At 64.5% G+C, this 20,221-nt stretch carries 15 protein-coding genes and 6 pseudogenes; 13 read left to right on the forward strand and 8 right to left on the reverse strand.

Annotation, left to right across the window (positions count from 1 at the left end; all coding sequences use genetic code 11):
- The 10 genes and pseudogenes from lepB to YO9_RS0107620 form a co-directional block, all read left to right on the forward strand.
- Nucleotides 1-573, forward strand: a 573-nt coding sequence (lepB, locus tag YO9_RS19815) for a signal peptidase I (protein ID WP_262925617.1), incomplete at its 5' end; no start/stop codon positions are given.
- Complete coding sequence (locus YO9_RS19820; protein WP_016996929.1) at nucleotides 518-805, forward strand: S26 family signal peptidase; 288 nt, start codon at nucleotides 518-520, stop codon at nucleotides 803-805. The genes lepB and YO9_RS19820, both read left to right, overlap by 56 nt.
- 249 nt (nucleotides 806-1,054) lie before the next feature.
- Entirely contained in the window at nucleotides 1,055-1,492 is a 438-nt protein-coding gene (locus YO9_RS17490) for a ribonuclease H family protein (protein ID WP_223286267.1), read from the forward strand.
- Between the two features lie 48 nt (nucleotides 1,493-1,540).
- Entirely contained in the window at nucleotides 1,541-1,993 is a 453-nt protein-coding gene (locus YO9_RS0107595) for a YraN family protein (RefSeq protein ID WP_016996931.1), read from the forward strand.
- A gap of 124 nt (nucleotides 1,994-2,117) precedes the next feature.
- Entirely contained in the window at nucleotides 2,118-3,050 is a 933-nt protein-coding gene (locus YO9_RS0107600; RefSeq protein WP_223286268.1) for a hypothetical protein, read from the forward strand.
- A gap of 215 nt (nucleotides 3,051-3,265) precedes the next feature.
- Nucleotides 3,266-4,809, forward strand: a pseudogene (locus tag YO9_RS0107605) (YifB family Mg chelatase-like AAA ATPase).
- A complete protein-coding gene (locus tag YO9_RS17495) occupies nucleotides 4,806-5,144 on the forward strand; it encodes a hypothetical protein (protein WP_223286269.1) in 339 nt (112 codons plus the stop codon). The pseudogene YO9_RS0107605 and the gene YO9_RS17495 overlap by 4 nt, the downstream one beginning before the upstream one ends.
- Nucleotides 5,145-5,160: 16 nt before the next feature.
- Nucleotides 5,161-6,066, forward strand: a complete 906-nt coding sequence (gene dprA, locus YO9_RS0107610) for a DNA-processing protein DprA (RefSeq protein ID WP_223286270.1) — start codon at nucleotides 5,161-5,163, stop codon at nucleotides 6,064-6,066.
- Nucleotides 6,067-6,094: 28 nt separating this feature from the next.
- Nucleotides 6,095-7,060, forward strand: a complete 966-nt coding sequence (locus YO9_RS21500) for a site-specific integrase (RefSeq protein ID WP_472973940.1) — start codon at nucleotides 6,095-6,097, stop codon at nucleotides 7,058-7,060.
- 186 nt (nucleotides 7,061-7,246) lie between these two features.
- Nucleotides 7,247-7,748, forward strand: a pseudogene (locus YO9_RS0107620) (DUF3145 domain-containing protein).
- 215 nt (nucleotides 7,749-7,963) lie between these two features.
- Here the strand turns inward: YO9_RS0107620 and YO9_RS0107625 are convergent.
- The 6 genes and pseudogenes from YO9_RS0107625 to aceE form a co-directional block, all read right to left on the reverse strand.
- Nucleotides 7,964-9,225, reverse strand: a pseudogene (locus YO9_RS0107625) (beta-ketoacyl-[acyl-carrier-protein] synthase family protein).
- Between the two features lie 132 nt (nucleotides 9,226-9,357).
- A complete protein-coding gene (locus YO9_RS0107630; protein ID WP_016996935.1) occupies nucleotides 9,358-9,603 on the reverse strand; it encodes an acyl carrier protein in 246 nt (81 codons plus the stop codon).
- 152 nt (nucleotides 9,604-9,755) lie between these two features.
- Nucleotides 9,756-10,823, reverse strand: a complete 1,068-nt coding sequence (locus tag YO9_RS0107635; RefSeq protein ID WP_016996936.1) for a beta-ketoacyl-ACP synthase III — start codon at nucleotides 10,821-10,823, stop codon at nucleotides 9,756-9,758.
- A gap of 63 nt (nucleotides 10,824-10,886) precedes the next feature.
- Nucleotides 10,887-11,796, reverse strand: a pseudogene (locus YO9_RS0107640) (ACP S-malonyltransferase).
- A 104-nt stretch (nucleotides 11,797-11,900) separates the two neighbouring features.
- Complete coding sequence (locus tag YO9_RS0107645) at nucleotides 11,901-13,121, reverse strand: PucR family transcriptional regulator (RefSeq protein WP_031272872.1); 1,221 nt, start codon at nucleotides 13,119-13,121, stop codon at nucleotides 11,901-11,903.
- A gap of 129 nt (nucleotides 13,122-13,250) precedes the next feature.
- A pseudogene (gene aceE, locus YO9_RS0107650) lies at nucleotides 13,251-15,986 on the reverse strand (pyruvate dehydrogenase (acetyl-transferring), homodimeric type).
- Nucleotides 15,987-16,320: 334 nt separating this feature from the next.
- Between aceE and YO9_RS0107655 the strand changes: the two are divergent.
- Genes YO9_RS0107655 through YO9_RS0107665 form a run of 3 tightly spaced genes read left to right on the forward strand, consistent with a single transcriptional unit; the run spans nucleotide 16,321 to nucleotide 18,159 of the window.
- Nucleotides 16,321-16,737: a DUF3052 domain-containing protein gene (locus YO9_RS0107655; protein WP_016996939.1), complete on the forward strand. Its 417-nt coding sequence runs from the start codon at nucleotides 16,321-16,323 to the stop codon at nucleotides 16,735-16,737.
- A 43-nt stretch (nucleotides 16,738-16,780) separates the two neighbouring features.
- Nucleotides 16,781-17,242 carry a peroxiredoxin gene (locus YO9_RS0107660; protein WP_016996940.1) on the forward strand — a complete coding sequence of 154 codons (462 nt, stop codon included), beginning with the start codon at nucleotides 16,781-16,783 and terminating at the stop codon, nucleotides 17,240-17,242.
- Entirely contained in the window at nucleotides 17,242-18,159 is a 918-nt protein-coding gene (locus YO9_RS0107665; protein ID WP_016996941.1) for a Sir2 family NAD-dependent protein deacetylase, read from the forward strand. The genes YO9_RS0107660 and YO9_RS0107665 overlap by 1 nt, the downstream gene beginning before the upstream one ends.
- Before the next feature lie 94 nt (nucleotides 18,160-18,253).
- On the opposite strand, the pseudogene ppgK reads toward YO9_RS0107665, so the two are convergent.
- Nucleotides 18,254-19,092 (reverse strand): annotated as a pseudogene (ppgK, locus tag YO9_RS0107670) (polyphosphate--glucose phosphotransferase).
- 73 nt (nucleotides 19,093-19,165) lie between these two features.
- The gene (map, locus tag YO9_RS0107675) at nucleotides 19,166-20,062 is read right to left on the reverse strand and encodes a type I methionyl aminopeptidase (protein ID WP_016996942.1); all 897 of its coding nucleotides are present in this window, start codon (nucleotides 20,060-20,062) and stop codon (nucleotides 19,166-19,168) included.
- Between the last annotated feature and the right edge of the window lie 159 nt (nucleotides 20,063-20,221).

The following is a 20,221-nucleotide window of genomic DNA, read 5'->3' on the forward strand; positions in this document are numbered from 1 at the left end:
TTCAGGAAGGAACACGGCGTAGTGACTGAAGAACGTCCAGCTGAATCTGCGGGGGACCAGCCCGAGCAGGAGCCTTTGCGCCCCCGCCGCTCGTCGCGTTCCTCAGGAGCACGCAGTGCCAAGAAACCGAACTCGGCGTGGAGCTCCGTCAAGGAGATCCTGATCGTGGTGGTTCTGGCCATCCTGATTGCCTTCATCGTCAAGACCCTGTTCGTCCGGGGTTTCTACATTCCTTCCGGTTCCATGGAGAACACCCTGGAGCTCGACGATCGCATTTTCGTGAACGTCATGAGCGCCAATCTGGGCACCATCGATCGCGGGGACATCGTGGTCTTCGACGACACCAAGAATTGGCTTCCGTCCCAGCCCCAGGGCAGTGACGGACTCGGCGGCGCGATTCAGAGCGCCTGTCCTTCGTGGGCATCCTGCCGGACAGCGGTGACCAAGCACTCGTCAAGCGCGTCATCGGTCAAGGCGGGGACACGTGGTCTGCTGCGACGCGGACGGAAAGATCAGCGTGAACGGCACGGCCCTGGACGAGACCTACGTGTACCCGGGCGCAGTTCCCTCTGAGATTCCGTTCGACGTGATCGTTCCGGACAACCACTTCTTCGTGCTGGGCGACCACCGCAACGCCTCCGCAGACTCCCGCGTACACCTGGCCAACAACAACGCGTTCATCCACAAGGAAGACATCATCGGCACCGCGTTCGTGATCGCCTGGCCGCTGGACCGCTTCCAGATCCTGCACCACCCGGACCAGGTCTTCGCGGACGTCCCGGCCACCGGCTCCTCCGACAACTGATCGTGGCCCCACGACTCACCACGGATCCGGGTCTGGATCTTGAGCGCGAGCTCGCCTCTCAGGGGCTGCGGTACGTGGGCGGCATGGACGAGGTGGGCCGCGGCGCGCTGGCCGGCCCCGCGAGCGTCGGGCTCGTGGTCTTCGACGCCGCCGCCCTCGACAGCGCCGACCCTTCCGCTTGGCACGGGTGCGGGATTCCAAGGCACTCACCGCCAAGCGGCGCGAGGCGCTGGCACCGGTCATCAGTTCATGGGCCGCAGCCTGCACTATTGGGCACGCGCAACCCTTCGAGATCGACCGGCTCGGGATCAGCGCCGCTTTGCGACTGGCCGGACTCAGGCACTCGCCCAGGCGGCGTCGTCGGGGATCACCGTGGACGGGCTGATCCTGGACGGCTCGTACAACTGGCTGCTCAGCGAACCCGTGTTGGGGCAGGATCCCGATCCCTGGGGTGTGCCGTCGGTGGTGCGCACCCTGGTCAAAGCCGACGCCCACTGCGTGTCCGTGGCAGCGGCATCGATCGCCGCCAAAGTGGAACGCGATCGCATGATGCGAGAGTACGCGGGGGAGTACCCGGCGTATGGCTGGGAGTCGAACAAGGGCTATGGGAGTGCCGTCCACCGGGCTGCGATTCAGGACCACGGTGTGACGCCGCTGCATCGGGTGAGTTGGAACCTGGGGATCTAGTGCTGCCCGAGTTTCGGGGCATCCGAACTGCACAGGCCCAGGCTTGCCATGGTGCTCTCCGCCGTGGATCGCCACGATGGTTCCATGACCGCACCTGCTGTTTCCTCTGCCGCTCCCGATCCTCCCGCCGCTCACATCAGTACGGGCCGTTCGGGGGAAGATCTGATCGCCGATCTCCTGTCCCGTGCCGGCTGGCACGTGTTGGACCGCAACTGGCGGGCTGGACCCGGGCGTGATGCGGTGCGCGGTGAATTGGATATCGTGGCCGAGCGGGCGGGTACGGTGACCATCTTCGAGGTCAAGACCCGCACCGGTTCCGGATTTGGCCACCCCGCGGAGGCCGTGGGGCCCGAGAAACTCAGGCGCCTTCACCTGTTGGCCCGTGCATGGGCCTGGGACCACGGGCACGCGGAGATTCCCAGTGTGGACGTGGTCTCCGTGCATTGGCCCGCCGGAGATGCCCCGCGCGTCGAACACCTGGGGTCGCTCAGCTGGCACTGAACTCGAAGGTCACAATTTGATGGACTTCCCGCGTGCTGAGTGACATTGCTAGGTCAACGTGTCACCGTAGGTCGGGGGTCGAATAAGGCACCCTGAACAGCCGATGATCAGTGAGGGCCGCTTGGTGACATTCTCTTTGCCACGCCAGCGAGCTTTCGGTGCCCTGATGGCCGCGGGTCTTCTCGTCACGGCGCTGACGAGCTGCGACGGTGGCGAAGAACGGGCTCCAGAACCGTCTGCCTCTGCATCGGCAGAGAACTCTGCGGCAGGGCTGCGCGGGGGGACCTTCAACGCGAGTCTGCCGTCGGGGGCGTCCGTGCGGATCACGTTGCCTGCCACGCCACCTCCGGATGAAGACGTGGAGAAGCTGCGCAAAGACGCGGGTATCGACCGCGCGCTGTACGCCAAAATCAGCATCGACAATCGAGAGGGTCGCCAACCCGTCTCCGTGAGCCGACTCGTGTTGACCGCCGAGGACGGCGCCATTTACCGCCTCGATGCGCTCCCCAAGTCAGTACCCGGGTGGTCGTCTGATCAAGCAGAAAACGGGGATTGGAAGAACGCCGGTGGTGACCGGGTCTCCGAGGAAAAAGCTCGGGACATTGATCGGCGCGTGGACGACACCGTGGCCAAATACACCGGCGACGTTCCCGTGGGTGGCCGCGGCGACGAAATCCTCGTGGGTGACCTGAGCCGTCTCCCCGCGACCTTTGCGAGCATGGAACTCATCCCGTCCATGGGCGACTCCGAGGAGCGGGCCGTGCGTCCGAGCCCGGACAGCGGTAACGAACCCGCAGCACCCCGCCCTGCGTCTCCCGCGGACCCCGAGGCCCCGGATTCCCCGGATGAGGAACCGCCCGCGGACGGCGGACCCGATCCGAGCTCCGATCCCGCCCCGGAAGAGCCCACGGATGCGCCAGCGCCGCCGCAGGACCCGGTTCCGTCGGAACCCGGGGACCAGCCCACCTCGGCACCTGAGGCCGGAGCTCCGGAGATCCCACCCGCTCCGTCCGTCCCCGCGCAGGCGGCGGGGGAGCAGGAACCGGTGCAGCCGTAATTCTCCGGCTACCAGCGATCCGGTAACCAGCTTTCCAGCAATCAGCTCTTCGGCCACCGTGCGGTCCGAACTCTAGAACTGCACAGCCGACTATTTGCTCTGGGTTACGTGACTGTCCAGCGTCATGGTGTTGTCATGTCCAGACACTCGCTTTTACAAGCCGATCCTCATGCACTTCGAAGCGCCCTCAGATCACTTCTGAGGAGGGCCGGGCGATGACGGGATTCGCGCGGACCAAGTCCGTCGCGTTGGTCGGATTGGACGGCCACGTGGTGGATGTCGAGGCCGATATCGGTCATTCACTGCCGGCGTTCAGCATCATCGGCCTCCCGGACCAGGCCGTGAACGAATCCAGGGAACGCATTCGGGCCGCCGCGCGCAACGCGGGTGTGAAACTTCCCGCCCGAAAGATCACCGTCAACCTGTCGCCGGCCACGCTTCCCAAACGGGGCTCCCATTTCGACGTCGCCGTGGTCATGGCGGTGCTCACAGCTCACGGAGCCATCCAGGCCGCCTCGGACACCGTGTATTTGGCCGAGCTGGGACTGGACGGGTCCCTGCGACCCGTGCGGGGCGTGCTACCGGCCGTGCACGCGGCGGTGCTGAACGGTCACTCGACAGTGGTCGTTGCGCGTGAGAATTACGAGGAAGCCCGGTTGGTCTCCGGCGCCAGGTCACCGCGGTGTCGCACCTGGCCGAGTTGCTCGTGATGCACGGCGCAGATCCGCAACTGCTGAACCGCGTGCCCGTGGCAGGCGATTCACCTGGAGGTCCCGGGGAGGTCTCGGAGAGCGCCGAGCACCCGGACCTGCGCGATGTCGTGGGACAGATCGAAGGTCGACAGGCCTTGGAAATCGCGGCCGCCGGTGGACACCACTTGATGATGGTTGGACCGCCGGGAGCTGGGAAAACCATGCTCGCCGAACGACTACCGGGGATCCTGCCGGATCTCGATGACCACCAGTCACTGGAGGTCACCTCCATTCACTCGCTGCGAGGCGACACCAGATGCTCCGAGTTGATCCGCCGGCCACCGTTGCAAGCCCCGCACCACAGCATCACCACGCCGGCATTGTGCGGTGGCGGTAGCGGTATTCCCCGTCCGGGGGCCATTTCACTGGCGCACCGAGGTGTGCTGTTTCTCGACGAAGCACCTGAGTTCGAGCGCCGCGTCCTGGACACGCTGCGCCAACCGCTGGAGTCCGGGACGGTGACCATCGCACGGTCACAGAACGTGTCCCGCTATCCGGCCAAGTTCCAACTCGTGCTGGCGGCGAACCCCTGCCCGTGCGGACAAGCGGAAGGGGTGGGCAACCGATGCACGTGTAGCGCTCACCAGAAGCACCGGTACTTCAACAAGCTGTCGGGCCCGCTCGTGGACCGTGTGGACCTGCAGTTACGAGTCCCCGCCGTGACGTACCACGAACTCAACTCCGCGCGTGGTGAGCCGCCGGAAGACAGCGCGCCCGTCGCCCAGCGGGTTGACGCCGCCCGAGGGGCACAACGCGAACGGTTGAACCGCTACGGTCTCCAGCTCAACAGTGACGTTCCCGGTTCCCTGCTGCGCAAAACCCTGTCCCCGGAACGGCAGGCCGTGCAGTCGCTGAAAAAGGCGATGGACAATCACACCCTGACCGCGCGCGGCTTCATCAGGGTGCTCCGGGTGGCCTGGACCCTCGCAGACCTGACCGGTGCCAGTTCTCCCACCTCGGAGCACGTGCAACTCGCCCTCTTCTTCAAGACCACGGTGACCTCATGAACCCATCAACAGAGCCCCGGGAAGCCACCTCCGAATACCGGGACGATCTGCGCCGGGCCAGGGTTCAGCTGTCCCGTATCTTTGAGCCTGCGGACCGTGCGGGAATGGCGCTCTTGCACTGCCTGGGACCCATCACCCTTCTCGAAACCGTGACCTCGCATGCGTCGCCTCCGGCGTGGTTGCTTCAGAAACTGCCATCGGCCATGGCCACGTGGGGCCTGCGCAGCAAACCCGCCGACCTGGGCGCCGCTTCGAGGCCTGGCGTTCCAGGCTGCCGGTGGTGGAACCGGATACGGATGCCCGTAACGCCCACTCCCTGGGCGCGTGGATTGTGATTCCGGAAGATGCTGATTGGCCCGAACAACTCGACGACCTCGGCTTGAGCCGCCCATCGCGCTCTGGGGTCGCGGGGATCGAACCAAGCTCTCCGGCCTTGCCCACAGTGTGGCCGTGGTGGGTTCGCGCAATGCCAGTGCTTACGGTGCCGCCGTGACGAGGGACATCACCCACCACGTCAGCGGCGAGGGATGGTGCGTGATCTCGGGTGGAGCCTACGGAATCGACGCCGCGGCGCACTCCGCCGCGCTGACCGCGGGCACGGGTGAGCCACCCACCGCCGCCGTGCTGGCATGCGGGGTGGACAGGTTCTACCCGAGCGCCAACGCGGGTCTGCTCAGCAGGATCGAGGAATACGGGCTCTTACTGAGTGAAGTGCCGCTCGGTTGCTCACCCACGCGATACCGCTTCCTGCAGCGCAACCGACTCATAGCGGCGCTGTCCCGCGCCACGGTGGTCACTGAGGCGGCCTGGCGTTCCGGTTCACTCAACACGGCCCACCATGCCGAAGCATTATCGCGAGACGTCGCAGCCGTACCCGGAGATGTCCTGAGCGGTGGGTCGGCGGGTTGCCACAAGCTGATTCGAGAAGACCACGCGGTGCTGGTCAACAACGGTGCTGAAGTCCTGGAACTACTCGGGCCTCTCGGGAACGACGCCACCGTGGGAATCGACGCCGCGCAGGACAGCATGGCTCAGCGACCAGAGGACTCGCTGGAACCGCATCTGCTGCGCCTCTACGACGCCCTGCCGCTGCGCCAGGATGCCGATCCGTCCCACCTGTGTCGAGTGTCCGGTTTATCACCCACAGAGGTGATGACCGGGCTCTCCACGCTGCGCTCGCGTGGGCTGGCCACTGACTCCCTGTTGGGATGGCGCCGAGTACGCTCAAAGAATGGCCCCGCACCATCCCGAACATGAACCGTCACAGGAACCCGCCCATGATCCGATGCAGGGTGATGAGCCCGCAACGGCCCTCACCTCAGACATCGTGCTGTTCGCTCGCCACCTCCGACACGAGAAGGCCAGGAGCGAGCACACGGTCCGCTCCTACATCGGCGACTTACAGGAACTGTCCGCATGGATGACAGCTCATGGCCTGAAGAGCTTGGAGGATCTGGACCGGGAATCCCTGCGAGGTTGGTTGGCCCAGCGGCACCAGCGAGGGCTCGCCCGCAGCTCAGTGTCCCGGGGAATCGCTTCGGTGCATACGTTCTGTCGATGGGCGGTGGACAACGGGCGCCTGGACCATGACCCGGCCGCGTCCCTGAAGGGACCGAAGAAGGGCCAGCACCTTCCCGAGGTCGTCAACGCCACCGCGTTGTCCGACATGCTCGATGGCCTGGCCGATACGGCCCAACAACCTGCAGAGGATGATCGTCAGGCGGCACTGGCAGCGCGGGACTGGGCGTTGATCGAAATGCTCTACGCCACCGGTGCCCGGATCAGTGAAGTGGTCAATCTCAATGACTCGGATATCGACCGGAGCGCCGGGGTGATCACTGTGACGGGTAAGGGAAATAAACAGCGCCGAGTACCTTCGGAGAACGGGCGGGGCAGGCACTGGAGCTGTGGCGGCGTCGAAGTGAAGTCATCGCCACCGAGAAATCTGGCGAGGCAATCTTCCTGGGTGCACGCGGAGGTCGAATCGATGCGCGAGTGGCCCGCCGAACCGTGGCCGATGCCCTCCGCACCGTGCCGGACTCGCACGCGAGGGGACCCCACAGCCTCCGGCACAGCGCGGCAACGCACCTCCTGGACGGGGGAGCGGACCTTAGGAGCGTGCAGGAGCTGTTGGGCCACTCCACGGTGGCCACCACCCAGATCTACACCCACGTCTCGGTCGAACGACTCAAGGCTGCGTACTCGCAGGCTCATCCGAGGGCATGACATGTTGGCGGCGCAACGGCTTTAGGTTGACCCGGTCACGTCGCTACTGAACAATGGGTGCCAGCAGTCATACGAGCTGATCCACCGGCCTCGAATCCGCGAGAAGAGCTCATGGTGGCTGCACAACAATTGAATGTGTCTGCGGTGGTGAGCCGAAGGACTCCGTGCAGGGCGTTGGGGAAGACGTACCTACATGACGGAGGAACAGGCTATGTCTTCACCAACCACCCGCGGTGTGCTGTATGTGCACTCCGCACCCCAGGCGCTGTGCCCCCACATCCAGTGGGCTCTGGAGTCCGTTTCGCGACAGCGAACGGATCTTGAGTGGACCCCTCAGAACGCTGAGCCGGGCGCATGCGCGCGAACTCGAGTGGTCCGGGGTCGCTGGAACGGGCGCGCTGCTGGCCTCGGCCCTGCGCACCCTCGGACGTGTGCGTTTCGAGGTCACCGAGAACCCCAGCCGTGGCAACGACGGCTCCCGCTGGTCGTTCACACCGGATCTGGGGATCTTCCACGCCACCACGGACGTGGCCGGCAATATCGTGGTCAGTGAGGACCGGATCCGTTACGCCTACGAGGCTGCCGCCGGAGATCCCACCTTGCTCCTGACCGAACTCTCGGTGGCACTGGGTGAATCGTGGGACGAAGAACTCGAACCCTTCCGCCACGCGGCCGAGGGTGCTCCCGTGCGCTGGTTGCACCGCGTCAGCTGAGCTACGGCACGCTGCACGGGGTGAGTCGCAGCGCGGCGCACTGCTCATGAGCTGCAACAGCTCTGCCTGAGCGACTAACGCTCAGAGAGCTTTCGACGGCGCCCGCAACAGTCACGCGCTAACGTCACAAGAACCCACTGAAGAGCCCCGGCTCGCACCGCTTTCCGTCAGCGGTGAGAGCCGGGGCTCTTTACTTCTCAGTCGGTAGCCGACTCCTAGACGGAGCGGAAGGCCGCCACGGAGTTGTGACCGCCAAAACCGAACGAGTTGGAAATGGCCACCATGTCACCCGAGGGCAGATCGCGGGCCGTGGTCACCACGTCCAGATCGATCTTCGGGTCCTGATTGTCCAGGTTGATGGTGCACGGGGCAATGCGGTTCTTGAGCGCCAGGATGGTGAGCACACCTTCCACCGCACCGGAACCACCCAGCAGGTGACCGGTCATGGACTTGGTGGCCGAGACGGCCATGTTGTCCACCTCGGAACCGAACGCGGCGCGCAGGGCACCGGCCTCCGGGATGTCACCCACGGGCGTGGAGGTCGCGTGCGCGTTGACGTGCTTGATGTCGGAGGGCTCGAAATCACCCGAGACCATGGACTCCCGCAGAGCGCGCGCCGGGCCACCCTCATCTCCGATGGCCGGAGACGTGATGTGGTGCGCGTCCGCGCTGAGACCCGCACCGGCGAGCTCGGCGTAGATCTTGGCGCCGCGAGCTTGGCGTGCTCCTCGGATTCCAGGATGCACGCGCCCGCGCCCTCGCCCATGACAAAACCGTCACGGTCGATGTCGAACGGGCGAGAAGCAGCCTGGGGATCGTCGTTGCGACGAGACAGGGCCTGCATCGAGTTGAACGCGGCGATGGTCACGGGGTGGATGGCGCTTTCGGCACCGCCCACGATCACCACGTCCGCTTTGCCCTCGCGAATGAGGTTGAGGCCCTGGTAGAAGGCCTCGGTTCCGGAGGCGCACGCGGAGACCGGGGTGATGGCGCACGCGCGTGCCTTGAACTCCATGCTCACGGATGAGGCATTGCCGTTGGGCATGAGCATGGGAACGGTCATGGGCTTCACGCGGCGTGCGCCCTTGGCCTGCATGGTGTCCCAGGCGTCCAAGAGGGTCCACACGCCACCGATACCGGTACCGAAGGCAACGCCCACACGGGTGGGGTCCACCTCGTCACTGGTGTCTGCGTTGTCGCCGGAGAACCCGGCGTCGTTCCAGGCTTCGCGTGCGGCGGCCACGGAGAACTGTCCTGAGGGGTCCAGGCGCTTGGCCTGGACGCGGGATACCGCCTCTTCCGAGGGGGTGGGGGCGGTTGCGCCGATGCGCACCGCCAAGTCGTATTGTTCGACCCAGTCATTTTCCAGGGCGTGAACACCGGAGACGCCCTTGAGAGCGTTGGCCCAGGTTTCCTGGACGTTTTCACCGATGGGGGTGATGGCTCCCAAGCCGGTGACAACTACTTTGCGGGACATTATCTGCACTTCCTCGTGTCCGGGATCGCATGGGTTCCGGGCGCTGGCCGCGGCCAGGGGTCCGGTAGACGAAGCGCGGCGTGCGGGTGACCCTTGTGAGGTCTACCCGGCACGCCGCGATTCATCGGGGGCTCAGGCCTGAGCGTTGTCGATGAAGTTGACGGCGTCCTCGACGGTCTTGAGGTTCTTGACCTCTTCGTCGGGAATGGTCACGTCGAACTTCTCTTCAGCGTTGACCACGATGGTCATCATGGAAATCGAGTCGATGTCGAGATCGTCGGTGAAGGACTTGTCGAGCTGGACAGCTTCGGTCTCCAGGCCGGTCTCTTCGTTCACGATTTCTGCCAGGCCGGCCAGGATTTCGTCTTTGCTCGCCATGGTGGCTTCCTTTCTCTGGGGTCGCGCTACGCGACCTTGCTATTGAACGACGACGCTCTGGTGAGCTGTCGCTGTGGTTCGCACCGAAACTTCCGGAACGATCCAAGAACATAAGGTGTGCGGTCTAACCCTACGACACCTCACTGGCGGGTTTACGGCAGTAACACCACTTGTGCGCCGTAAACCAGACCCGCACCGAAACCGATCTGCAGCGAGGGCTTTCCGGACAATTCCGGATGCTCCGCGAGCAGGCGGTGAGTGGCCAACGGGATGGAGGCAGCCGAGGTGTTACCGGCGTCCGCGATGTCGCGGGCAATGATGACCGACTCGGGCAGCTTGAGCACCTTGGCCATCTGATCGATGATTCGCATGTTGGCCTGGTGGGGCACGAATGCGGCCAATTCCTCGGGGGCCAAGCCGGCGGCGTCGAGCGCTTCCTGAGCAACGCGCGCGCCTTCCCAGGAGGCCCAGCGGAACACGGTCTGACCGTCCTGGCGCAGAGTGGGCCACATGGTGGCGTCCGGGCGCATCTCGCCGGTCTCCGGGTCCGTGAGGTCCTTGGAGAACGTGCGTTCGCCGCCCTGCTCCACGGTCAGGATGTCCGTGAGGGGGTGAGTCATGCGAATGGCGTCCCACTTGGAACCGTCCGAACCCCAGACGGAGGGGCCGATGCCGGGCTCGTCGGAGGGGCCGATGACCGCTGCACCGGCGCCGTCGCCGAGCAGGAACGAAATGGAACGCTCACCGTTGTCGATTACGTCCGAAAGCTTTTCGGCACCGATAACTAGAACGTTGGTGGCCGCACCGGAACGCACGAGCGCGTCTGCCTGGGCGATGCCGTAGCAGTAGCCGGCGCACGCTGCGGACACGTCGTAGGCGGCCGCCGGAGTCGCACCGATGCGATCAGCGAGCTTGGCTGCCAACGAGGGCGTCATGTACGGGAAGGTCACGGTCGAGACGATGATCGTGCTCAGCTGCTCACCGGTGAGGCCGGCGTTCTCCAGCGCTTCACGGGCGGCGTGCTCAGCCATCTCCAACACGGAGACGTCCTTGGGTGCACGCTTGCGAGTGTGAATGCCGGTGCGCTTGACGATCCACTCGTCCGAGGACTCGATCCACTGGCACACGTCGTCATTGGTGACCGTCACGGAAGGACGGTAGGCACCCATACCCAAAATCTTGGAATGGGCGTTCGGGATGTTCTGCTTAATGGTCGCCACGAGAGGCTGACTCCTTACCTGGTGCGAATCCGTTGCGTGCTGCGCGATGGCGAGGCACCGTTGTTAGCTCAGAATACTCCGAGCCGCTTCAAGATCCGCGGGGTCGTTCACAGCAGTTGCCTGTGCAGACTTCAAGCCGCGCTTGGCGAGTCCAGCCAGGGTGCGGCCGGCGGGAGTTCAATGAGTCGATCGACGTCCAGTTCGGCCATGGTGTCCATGCACGCATCCCACCGCACGTGGCGGCAGACCTGCTCCACGAGGGATTCGAGAACATCGGTTCCCGAGCGGATGACCGAACCATCGAAATTGGTCAGCAGCGTGTGTGCGGGATCCCGCGGGGACAGTTGCGGTGCCAGCTCACGCAGAGGATCCAGCGCGGGGGCCATGTGCTCGGTGTGGAACGCTCCGGCCACCTTGAGGGGAATCACCTTGGCGCGGGCCGGGGGATTCTCCTTGAGCGCATCGAGCTGCTCCAGGGTGCCGGCGGCAACCACTTGGCCTCCGCCATTGGCGTTGGCAGGGGAGGTGCCGGCGGCTGCGATGGCTGCGGCGACGTCGTCGGCCTTGCCACCCAGGACCGCGGCCATGCCCGTGGGCGTCGCCGCGGCGGCCTTGGCCATTTCCGTGGCGCGAACGCGGACGAAACGCATGGCGTCGGCTTCGCTGAGCACACCCGAGAGAGCCGCTGCGGTGATCTCACCGACGGAGTGACCCGCGAACACGATGTCCTCACGGTCCTTCCAGGAGTCGGCCAGCAGGCGACCGGCCAGCAGACCGGCGGCCACGATCAAGGGCTGTGCCACAGCGGTGTCCTTGATGGTTTCCTCGTCCGCCTCGGTGCCGTAATGGGCAAGATCGAGTCCGGCGGCCTCGGACAACTGCGCACATGTTCTGGCACACCGTCCACGGTCAGCCATTCGCGGAGGAAACCTGGTTTCTGGGAGCCCTGACCCGGGCAAACTACGGCAATCACCACCCCATTCCATCAAATCGTGAGTGCAACGGGGGTGTCCTGGGCCACCAAGTGGCGTGTGCGGCTTTGTGTGAGTCCTACAAACCCACGTTATTGGGGCGAGTTCAGGCGCCCGCGACCATGGCGCAGTGCAGTACAAATGCGTCCCTGGGGATCAGTGGGTCCCATCCGGTGATGTCGCACACCCTGCGCAGCCTGTACCGCACGGTGTTGGCGTGCACGAACAACTCCCGGGACGTGGCCTCGAGCGAATTACCCACGCTGAAGTACGTGCTCAAGGTATCCACGAGCCCGGTCGAGGAACTGGACAGCGGTTCCCACACGGCGTCGACCATTGCGCGGAGCGCGAGCGGATCGCCCGACATGGCGCGCTCGGGCCACACGTCCTCGGAGTCCACGGGCCTGGGGGCCTGGGGCCACGCCGACGTCGCTCGGAACCCCGCCGACGCACGGTCCGCCGAGTACTTGGCATCGAAGACGGTGTCCACGGAGGGGCCGAAAACCACGGGCCCCTCGCCGAACACGGACGCGAGCTTGGGCAGCGCGCGCCGTGGGTCGGAGACACCGCCCAGCACGAGGATCAGGCGGTCGGTCTGGATCGAGACGAGGCATTCCGCAGCGTGGCGCGTCGCGGAGCGGCGGATCTTGTCCACGCTGCCGGGACCCGTGGTTGCCGGGGCGGTGCCCACCATGACCGTGACCTGACCCTGGTCCGTCCAGCCGAGGGCGGCCACGCGGGAGCGGATGGAATCCGAACGGTCACCGCGCAAGATTCCATCCACGACCAGGGATTCCAGGCGGGCATCCCACGAACCGCGGTTCTCGGCCGCCTTGGCGTAGACGTCCGCGGCGGCGAACGCCACTTCACGGGAGAAGCGCAACACGGCCTCGCGCAGCGCACTTTCGTCGCTGGGCTGGGCGAGTTCCGGAACCTTCTCCTCCACGACGTCCACCACGATGCGCAGTACCTGTAATGCGTTCTGCAAGGAAATGGAGCGAGTGAGTTCGGTGGGCGCTTGCTTGAAGACTTCGGTGAGCACCCAGACCGGTTCCTGGGGATTCTCGTACCAGCGCACGAACGAGGAAATGCCGCGCTGAGCCAGCAGCCCGAGCTCGGATCGCTCGTCCGCGCGCAACTGTGAGAACCACGGCAGCGACGTGCTCAGGCGCTGGACGGCCACGGTGGAGACCTGGCCCAGATTCGCCTTGAGATTGTCCAGCGTGCGCGGGTGGGGGCTTCCGGCGGGGCGGTTACGCAGTGGCCATGTCACTCGTCGTGAGGAGCGTTGTCTTGAGGGCGCGGTGCCCTTGGAATCGGAAGCCATGGAACGAGGTTAGTGCATCGAAAACGCCGATGCCCGCCCACGAAATTCGTGAACGGGCATCGGCGTCATCTGCGGGTGACGGTCACCGGGAATGGGGTCCCGGGGACCGTTACCGCGACGTCGGGGAGATCAGGCCTCGCCGCCGGCATTGCCGGAGGTGCCGGCGTTGGGGTTGAGCAGGTCGTACTTGTCGATCGCCTGGGCCGGAGCGGACCAGTCCACTTCGCCGCGCTTGGCCAGCATCTCCAGGGTGCGCACCACCATGGAGTGGGCGTCGATCTTGAAGAAACGACGAGCACCGGCGCGGGTGTCCGAGAAGCCGAACCCGTCCGCACCCAGCGAGGCCCAGTCGTTGGGCACGTACTGGCGGATCATGTCCGGCAGGTCGGAGGCGAAGTCGCTCGTGGCCACCACGGGACCGGTGGCACCGGCCAACGCCTGAGCAACGTAAGGAGTGCGGGCACCCTCGTTGGGGTTGAGGAAGGCCTCTTCCTCCGCAGCCTGAGCGTCGCGGCGAAGGTTGATCCACGAGGTCACGGACCACACGTCCGCGGAAACGCCCCAGTCCTCGGCGAGGATTTTCTGCGCTTCCACGGCCCACGGCACGCCCACGCCGGAGGCGAGCAACTGGCACGGGGGCCCTCGTTCTCGGCCGGCTTGACAGGTAGATGCCCTTGACGATGCCCTCGACATCCACGTTCTCCGGCTCGGCTGGCTGGTGGATGGGCTCGTTGTACACCGTGAGGTAGTACATGACGTTGTGGTCCTCATCGCCCGTGCCGTACATCTGCTCGATGCCGCGCTGAATGATGTGCGCGATCTCGTAGCCGTAGGCCGGGTCGTAGTGGATCACTGCGGGGTTGGTCGCTGCCAACAGCGGCGAGTGACCGTCCATGTGCTGCAGACCCTCACCGGCCAGCGTGGTGCGGCCGGCGGTGGCACCAATGATGAAGCCACGCGCCAACTGGTCCGCGGCTGCCCAGAACACGTCACCGGTGCGCTGGAACCCGAACATCGAGTAGAAGATGTAGAACGGGATCATCGGTACGCCCTGGGTGGCGTAGGAGGTGCCGGCAGCGGTGAACGCTGCAACGGCGCCGTCCTCGTTGATACCCGGGTGCAGGATGACGCCCTGCTCGGACTCCTTGTAGGCGAGCATGAGTTCGCGGTCCACGGAGAGGTAGTTCTGCCCGTTGGGGTTGTAGATCTTGGAGGTCGGGAAGAACGAGTCCATACCGAAGGTACGGGCTTCATCGGGAACGATCGGCACGATCCGCTCACCGAAGTCCTTCTCGCGCATCAGGTCCTTTAAGATGCGCACGAAGGCCATGGTGGTCGCGGCGAGCTGCTTACCGGAACCCTTCTTCGCGGACTTGAAGCCCTTGTCCGAGGGAAGGGTGATCTCCTTTTGCTCGTGCGGGCGGTCCGGGGTGAAGCCACCCAGTTCCTTACGCCGCTCGAGCATGTACTTGATCTCCGGCGAATCGGGGCCCGGGTGGTAGTACGCGCGCCGTACAGATCCTTTTCGAGCTCTTCGTCGCTGATCGGGATGCGCATGCGATCGCGGAAGGCCTTGAGGTCCTCCAGAGTCAACTTCTTCATCTGGTGCGTTGCGTTACGCGCCTCGAAGTGCGAACCCAAGCCGTAGCCCTTGATGGCCTGCGCGAGAATCACGGTGGGCTGACCCTTGTGCTCGAGCGCAGCCTTGTACGCGGCGTAGACCTTGTTGTAGTCGTGGGCGCCGCGCTTGAGGTTCCAGATCTCGTCGTCGGAGAGGTCCGCGACCAGTTCCTTGGTCTCGGGGGACTTGCCGAAGAAGTGATCGCGCACGAACCCGCCGGACTCCGCCTTGTACGTCTGGTAGTCACCGTCCAAGGTTTCGTTCATGATGCGGACCAGGTCGCCGGTCTTGTCCTTCTCGAGCAGGGCATCCCACTCGCGACCCCAGACGACCTTGATGACGTTCCAGCCGGCACCGCGGAAGAAGGCCTCCAGTTCCTGGATGATCTTGCCGTTGCCGCGAACGGGCCCGTCCAGGCGCTGCAGGTTGCAGTTGACCACGAAGGTCAGGTTGTCCAGCTTGTCGTTGGCGGCCAACTGGAGCAGGCCGCGGCTTTCCGGCTCGTCCATCTCGCCGTCGCCCAGGAAGGCCCACACGTGCTGGTCGGAGGTGTCCTTGATACCGCGGTTCTGGAGATAGCGGTTGAACTGCGCCTGGTAAATGGCGTTCATGGGACCGATGCCCATGGAGACGGTGGGGAACTGCCAGAAATCGGGCAGGCAGCGCGGGTGCGGATACGAAGGCAGGCCTTCGGGAGCCTTGGTCTTCTCCTGGCGGAAGGCATCCAGCTGTTCCTCGGTGAGGCGGCCTTCCAAATACGCGCGTGCGTAGTTACCGGGGGAGGAGTGACCCTGCCAGAAAATCTGGTCGCCGCCGCCCGGGTGCTCGGGTCCACGGAAGAAGTGGTTCAGGCCAACTTCATAGAGGGTTGCCACGCCGGCGTATGAAGAAATGTGACCGCCCACACCGATTTCGGGGCGCTGCGCGCGGTGGACCATGACGGCCGCGTTCCACCGAATGAAGGCGCGGTAGCGGCGCTCGATCTCCTCGTCACCGGGGAACTCGGGTTCCTGGTCGACCGGGATCGTATTGACGTAATCCGAGGTGGTCACCATGGGTACGCCCACGGAATGCGCACCGGCATACTGCAGCATGGCGCGCATGATGTATTGCGCGCGCTCCGTACCCTGAGTCTCGATCAGACCTTTGAAGGAATCGATCCACTCCTGGGTTTCCTCGGAGTTGGCGTCCTCCAGATTATTGGTCAAGCCACTGAGAATGTGGTGGTTGCTGGATGAAGACACTTCAACCTCTCTATCTTCGGCTCCGTGAATCGGGGTTGGCCCGGCGAGGAGCGTCATCGGGGTCCGCTGTGGGACGTACCGCTTTGCTACATATCGTGTCATAAATGGCCAGTGGTCATAACGCTCAGCGGTGGTTCCGCGGGTCACATCGGGAGTCGTCACAAGAATTTGAATCCGCTCTTTCCTGGCGGTGGAGCTTGAACGAGAATTGAATCCGGTGTTGTCTTGTATCGCACCGTTTCTATGTTTGGTCCGGCACCCGTCGGCCAAGGCATCCATCAGTGCATCGGCACTGTGGGCGGTTGCACGTCTACATCAAGAAGGAGTACATACGGTGAGCGAGGCAAAGGCCCCCGACGAGTCCGCGGTGGACCAGCTCAATTTGAAGGACGGAGACTACGTCCAGGAGTTCGGTTACGACGACGACGTCGACGCTCAGTTGCGGGACCAGATCGAGGCCATCATTGGCTCGGAGCTGTTCGATGACGAGGCACAGGAAGTCGTGGACGCTGTCATCTTGTGGTGGCGCGACGGCGACGGTGACCTGGTTGACGAGCTCGTGGACGTCCAGACCACCCTCGACGAGGGCGGCGTCGTCTGGCTGTTGACTCCCAAGTCCGGCCGCGACGGCCATGTTTCTCCGGCAGACGTTCAGGACGCGGCTCCCACTGCGGGACTGCACGTCACCACCACCGCTCGGGTTTCCCCCGATTGGTCCGTTACACGGTTGGCACCCAAGCGCAATTTCTGACCACGTGCCGGATCACCAACCACTTACGCCAGGAGTTGCTCCTATGACCTCCGTTGGGTCTCCCGCGCCGGATTTCACCCTGCCCAATCAGCGCGGTGAAGCGGTCACGCTCTCGCAGTTCCAGGGCAGTCCCGTGGTGCTCATCTTCTTCCCGTTCGCCTTCTCTCCCGTGTGCACGAGTGAGCTGTGCTATCTCCAGGATCACCCGGAGGTGTTCGAGAAGAGCAACGCCAAGGTGCTGGGCATCTCCACGGACAGCTACTTCACGCTGGATGCATTCGCGCGTCAGGAGTCCTACGATTTCGAGTTGCTGTCCGACTTCTGGCCCCACGGTGAAGTGAGCCGCCGCTACGGTGTTCTCGCCGAGGACGGCGGTTACGCCAATCGCCAGACCGTGGTGCTGGATTCCCAGGGCACGATCGTGGACGCTTTCGAGTCCGATGTCATGGAACCCCGGCAGCTGGAACGATTCGAACAGGCACTGGCCAAACTCGAGCAGTACTGATGCCGGTCCGGGTGATTCGCGCCGGTTACGGTGCGCCCAATGATCAGGCGCTTTTTCCGGATCCGCACGCGCTCGACGCCGCCGCTGGGCTTCCCGCGGCGGCTTCCGCCTTAAAAGGACGTCAGCTCGTGGTCCTCACGGGGGCCGGCGTCAGCACCGACTCGGGGATCCCGGATTACCGCGGACCCGAGGCCAAACCCCGAACCCCCATGACCTATCAGGAGTTCATGGGCTCGGAGCGGATGCGCCGTCACTACTGGGCGCGCAATCAATTCGGCTGGCATTTCGTCGCCAATGCAGAACCTTCAGGAGCGCACATCGCCCTGGCCGAACTGGAGCGCCGGGGCATCGTGCGGGGGATCATCACCCAGAACATCGATCGGCTGCACCAGAAAGCCGGGAGCATCGATGTCCTGGACCTGCACGGAACCCATCAGCGAGTCATCTGCACCCGGTGCGGCACCAGAATTCCCCGCCACATCGTGTCCGATCGCCTGGATGCGCTCAATCCCGGTTTCTACGACGACGTCGCCACGCGGCACGACATCGAGTACGCACCCGATGCGGACGCCACCATTGAGCACACCGAACACTTCGAAATCTATGACTGCCCGGTGTGCCAGGAGGGGATCCTCAAACCGGACGTCGTGTTTTTCGGTGAGAACGCGCCCGCCGAAAGGGTCCGGTACGCCAAACTCCTGGTGGACCGTGCCCAGGCTCTACTGGTCGCAGGAACGTCCCTGACCGTCAATTCCGGGAAACGCTATGTGCGCCGCGCGGTGACCAACGGCATGCCCGTGGTGATCGTCAACCACGGCGTCACGGGCTCGGATCACCTGGCCACGGTCAAGGTCGACGCGTTCGTGGGGGATTTCCTGCAATCCCTGACGGAAGAACTGCTTCATGATCTTGATTGAACCCGCATGGATACATAAACTGTGACATGAAGATCCCGTTGGGACTGCGGAGGGGAAGCCGCGGACCCAACGGGATTCTTTACGTCTGGGAGAGTTACTTCTTCTTGTCCGGGTCGATCACGGCCTTGGCGGCCTGAGAATCACGGCTCTGCTGAGCCCACAAGGCCGCACCCACGATGCCGGCATTGTTCCGCAACTTGGCGATCTCCACGGGGGTCTTCAGCTCCAGGAAGGGCACGAATTTCTCCGAGTTCTTGGAGACGCCACCTCCGATGATGAACAGGGACGGGGAGAACAAGAACTCCACGTGGGAGAAGTAACGCTGCAGACGCTTCTTGGCCCATTTCTTCCAGGGCAGGTCCTCGCGCTCACGAGCAGCCGCGGAGGCCTTGGTCTCGGCGTCGTGGCCGTCGATCTCCAGGTGGCCCAGCTCGGCATTGGGGACCAATTGGCCGTTGAGGATCATGGCGGAACCGATGCCGGTGCCCAGGGTGATGACCATGACCAGGCCGGTCTTGTCGCGGCCGGCGCCGTAGTACGCCTCGGCGAGCCCAGCGCCGTCGGCGTCGTTGAGTGCCTCGACCTCGCGACCTAGCGTTTCGGTCATCAGGCGTCCACGTCCGTGCCGATCCAGGACTTGTCCACGTTGGCTGCTGACAGCGCCACGCCGTCCTTGATGATGGCCGGGAACACGATGCCCACGTGCGAATCCGCGGCCGGAGCCCCGGGACGCGACTGTAGCTCGTCCACGATCTGCTTGACCACGTTGGCAACGGCCTCCGGAGTGGCCGGGTTGGGCGTGGGGATGCGGTAGCGCTCACCCACGAGCTCACCGGTGCTGAGATCCACGATCCCACCCTTGGTGCCGGTGCCTCCGATGTCGATGCCGATACCCAGTGTTGACACGGCGCTGGCGGGCTTGGTGGGGCTCATGAACGGTCCTCTCGGTTCACGGTGAAACCAGGTGGTCAGGGGCATATGGACACGCCCCGAGTGTGCAGTCAGTTTACGGGAGTGTGAGCACGTCCACGCCGTCTTCGGTCACAACCATGGTGTGTTCGAACTGGGCGGTGCGGCGCTTGTCGGAGGTGGTGATGGTCCAGTCGTCGTCCCACTGGTCCCACGCGATCGATCCGAGGGTCAGCATGGGCTCGATCGTGAAGATCATGCCGGGTTTCATCTCGGTGCTGTAACCGGGGGCGGCGTCGTAGTGCGGGATGATCAGCCCGGAGTGGAACTCGCGCCCCACGCCGTGTCCGGTGAAGTCGCGGACCACGCCGTAGTTGAAGCGCTTGGCGTATTTCTCGATGACCCGGCCGATCACGTTGATCTCGCGGCCCGGACGGACGGCCTTGATCGCGCGGTTGGTGGCTTCGCGGGTGCGCTCGACCAGGAGGCGGGAGTCCTCGTCCACGTCGCCCACCAGGAAGGTTGCGTTGGTGTCGCCGTGCATGCCGTTCTTGTACGCGGTGACGTCCAGGTTCACGATGTCCCCGTCCTCGAGCACGGTGGAGTCCGGGATGCCGTGACAGATGACCTCGTTGAGGGAAGTACAAATGGACTTGCGGAAACCGCGGTAGTCCAGGCACGAGGGGTAGGCGCCGTGATCGCACATGTACTCGTGGGCGATGCGGTCCAGCTCGTCCGTGGTGACTCCCGGCTGCGCCGCCGCACCGGCCAGTTCGAGGGCGCGGGCCGCGATTTGGCCGGCCTCGCGGACCAGCTCGATCTCCTCCGGGGTGTACATGTTGGAGTCGTTGCCCTCATTGGCGTCCATCCGTCCCACGTATTCGGGGCGGGTGATCGATGCGGGGACCGTGCGCGTGGGGCCGATGATCCCCGGTTTGAGGTCCCCCAAGGGGGCGGTGGATCCGGGAGCTGGGGCCAGGTTGTGCGATGTCACGGTGGGTCGTTGCCTCCAACGGGTTGAAACGAACGGCAGTTGCCGAGTGGTATGCGGGCACTGCGCGGGTCTTGGCACTAGCCTAATCCTTAGACGCTCGGAGCAGAGCCGGGCAGAAGTCCAGGGTTTCACCTCCCGTGGATTGAACCGTCGAAGGGC

Source organism: Kocuria atrinae C3-8 (genome assembly GCF_000286355.1).
Classification (GTDB): domain Bacteria; phylum Actinomycetota; class Actinomycetes; order Actinomycetales; family Micrococcaceae; genus Kocuria; species Kocuria atrinae_A.